This window comes from Clostridium sp. Marseille-P2415 (assembly GCF_900155545.1).
GTDB lineage: Bacteria > Bacillota > Clostridia > Lachnospirales > Lachnospiraceae > Lacrimispora.
In genome coordinates, this window is record NZ_LT732519.1 from 1 (window position 1) to 2,871 (window position 2,871).

The following is a 2,871-nucleotide window of genomic DNA, read 5'->3' on the forward strand; positions in this document are numbered from 1 at the left end:
ATTTCTGCGATTAACTTGCTTGCGATAGACGTTCCGATTCCCGGCATACTGGTCAGTTTATAATCAAAACTAAGCAGGATTTTCTCGATTTCTTTATCAAGCCCTGCTAATTCTTCTTTCTGATGTTTCAAGTCCCTTACTAAACTCGTTGTGATATAATCTCTGGATTCCTGATATTCCCGTATGGTATTTCCATCATTCTGAACACATTCCAGAATCAACTCTGCTTTGTCTCTTCTCGCAATGCGTGATATTTCCTTAAATTCGATTGTTAGGTCTTCTGCCGTCTTTCCCTGCAAATGGACAGGGGACGGGTAGGTCTTCCAGAAATACATGGCACATTTCCCGTCTATCTCGCTGAAGAACTTGCTATAACTGGGATATGCCATGGATATCTGCTCATGTAGTCCGTTCTTAAAACGGATACCATCTTTCACCAGTAAATCTCTCCGATTTACCAGTTGTGCCAGTGTCCATTCGTTATCTTTTGGCTTTGCATCCGGCAAGGTGTGTAACTGATTAATTAGAACCGTTGCCACACAATACGCATCATACTCATCATTTTTTCGATACATGGGTGCACTTTTTCTCTGGTCATAAGCCAGAGCAGGATTAATGTCTTTTACAATATAACCATGTTCAATCAGCCAGACAGCTAAGCTTCTGCCGTAGCCATAAGCATTCTCCAATCCGTAAATGGGTTCAAGTCCAAGAATACTGGACTTTCTGTTCACCTTTTCCTCCAGCTTCTTAAATTCACTGGGCTTGTTTTCAATAACAACAACTTCTAACTTCTCATTCCAGCAGTTCACCATCACTGCGGTATGGGTTTCCTTATGCAGGTCAATCCCTACATAAAGCAGATTTTCTCTTTTCTGCAATTATCTCCCTCCTGATCTTGTTTCCAATCAATCAGTTCCCGTACCGGCAACCTCAGATGACAGCGTTAACTCTAATGAGTCCGCAAGGGTTCGACAGCCTATCTACAACAAACCAATGGATGAAAGGACAAGTTATTTCTTTTATTGGTTGTTGATGTTAACTCTGTATGGAATGGATTGCAAGTCATTTCTGGTTTTATTTTCAGGAGAAAAAACAGCAGAAAAAGAATAGAAAAGGGAGCTACAGAAAGGAGGATTTTCCCCCTGTAACCCCCGGCAGCCCCATTTTACCATAGAACTAATTTCCTGTAAATCCATGGTTCACCATGAACCATGGGGTCGAAAATGATGCAGGTTAAAGAGCCGGGGTCAAAACCCTCCCCGGCTCGGGTTACATCAGCCCGCAATGCGGACTGAAAGGACTTTTTCAGCGGGGTCGGATTCCTGGCTTTGGGGTCGTGATCGGGGTTACACTTGTGTGTAAATCCCATTTACACAAAAAAGTTACGGGGTCATGAGCGACTCCTTTAAATCCATAACCAGTGAATCAAGACAATAGGCATTTCGTGAATTCATTTGATCTATTTACCCAATTCAAAGCATCTATTTTTAGTAGTTTCTGGTATCGACTTTCTGACACTGTTTCGGTATCGTATGTTCTCAAAGGAGGGAAGCATTATGACCGAACAGGAATTATCGGATATGTTTATTCAGGAACGAATCAACATGTTAATTGATGTATTTCATAAAAACCAACCTGAAAAATCTAAACAGGAAGAGGAAAGGATTCTACAGACCGAGATTTTTATTAAAAATTTACCCTGTAAGGAAAAAGAGCTAGTTGAAAATTACATTGACTCTATTATAAGCCAACTTGCTTTAGAAGAAGCTTTTCTGTATCGGCATGGATTTATGGACGGTATAAAAATTCTAAAATATATCGGCAAATTGTAATTTTTTCTTTTCAAACGTAAAACACAGCAAATTGCATGATTGCTGTGTTTTACGTTAATAAATTGTTTTTTTGATATCAATCACCTATTGATATTAGTCCCTTGCCTTTTTTTATAGCGCATTCAGCAAGCTTGAGCAATTCTTTTAGCATTTGATTTCCCTCATCATATTCTTCATAATCTTCGAGTAATGATAAATCTAAAATATATCTGCAAATTTTAATAATTTCAAACACATCTTTATTAGGAATTTCAATATCATCATAAGGATCAATTTCATATAATTTACTCATATCAAATGAACTTTTATCTCTCAGTTTATAAATAAAATTAATCAGTTCATCATTAAATTCTACATTGGAATCACTCAACTCCATATTATCTATTGAATCACCAATATAAAAATTCATATTTGTCCTCCTACTTCTTAGGGAATGCCGTAATTACATTCCCAGTTTTATCAATGACTACTTTTAATGTATTAAGTACTTTTCCATTATTATTTGTTCCAATCGGATTAGAAAATGTTTGTTCAAAAATGTATCCTTCTCTTCCGCTCGTATTTGGTTTTAATACAAATTTATCACCTTTTAATGTACTGTCAATGCCCATTTTTATGTCAAAATCAGAGTTAAAGTGAGATTTATTCCCATATGCTGATTTTGGTCCATGTCTATCTAATATATGGTTATTAAAGGTATTATCACTCAAAGTGTAATTATCTGCCGCATCAAAAACCTCTTGAAATTTGCTATTTTTACCACCATTAATACCCTGCCCCGAACCCTCAGGTGGAGTACTGAGGTATCCGACAAACGGTGAAAATTCGTATTTGTTTAAAAAAAGTATAGCACATCTTCGCGCTATTTTTAAGAAATAAATTACTGTTCTTTTTCTGGCAATGGTTCTCGGTATTCCGTCTTATTTTTCATCATTCCGTACACTATGTTCACCAAGCGACGCATGATGCAGACCAGTGCCTGTGACTTTGTCTTTCCTTCACCGATTTTTCGCATGTAATAGTCATAAAATACCGG

General features: G+C 37.2%; 4 protein-coding genes and 1 pseudogene. 1 reads left to right on the plus strand and 4 read right to left on the minus strand.

Annotated features, from left to right (window positions below):
- A partial coding sequence (locus BQ9856_RS00010; RefSeq protein ID WP_235839079.1) for an IS110 family transposase occupies positions 1-881 on the minus strand: 881 nt, incomplete at its 3' end.
- 678 nt (positions 882-1,559) lie between these two features.
- On the opposite strand from BQ9856_RS00010, the gene BQ9856_RS00015 reads away from it, so the two are divergent.
- Positions 1,560-1,835, plus strand: coding sequence for a hypothetical protein (locus BQ9856_RS00015; protein WP_077609162.1), 276 nt, complete (start codon positions 1,560-1,562; stop codon positions 1,833-1,835).
- A gap of 76 nt (positions 1,836-1,911) precedes the next feature.
- Here BQ9856_RS00015 and BQ9856_RS00020 read toward each other — a convergent pair whose 3' ends face one another.
- From BQ9856_RS00020 to BQ9856_RS25010, 3 genes and pseudogenes are all read right to left on the minus strand, one after another.
- A complete protein-coding gene (locus BQ9856_RS00020) occupies positions 1,912-2,244 on the minus strand; it encodes a hypothetical protein (protein WP_077609163.1) in 333 nt (110 codons plus the stop codon).
- 10 nt (positions 2,245-2,254) lie between these two features.
- Entirely contained in the window at positions 2,255-2,545 is a 291-nt protein-coding gene (locus BQ9856_RS00025) for a hypothetical protein (protein WP_139348617.1), read from the minus strand.
- A gap of 170 nt (positions 2,546-2,715) precedes the next feature.
- Positions 2,716-2,871, minus strand: a pseudogene (locus BQ9856_RS25010) (IS110 family transposase); the annotation flags it as partial.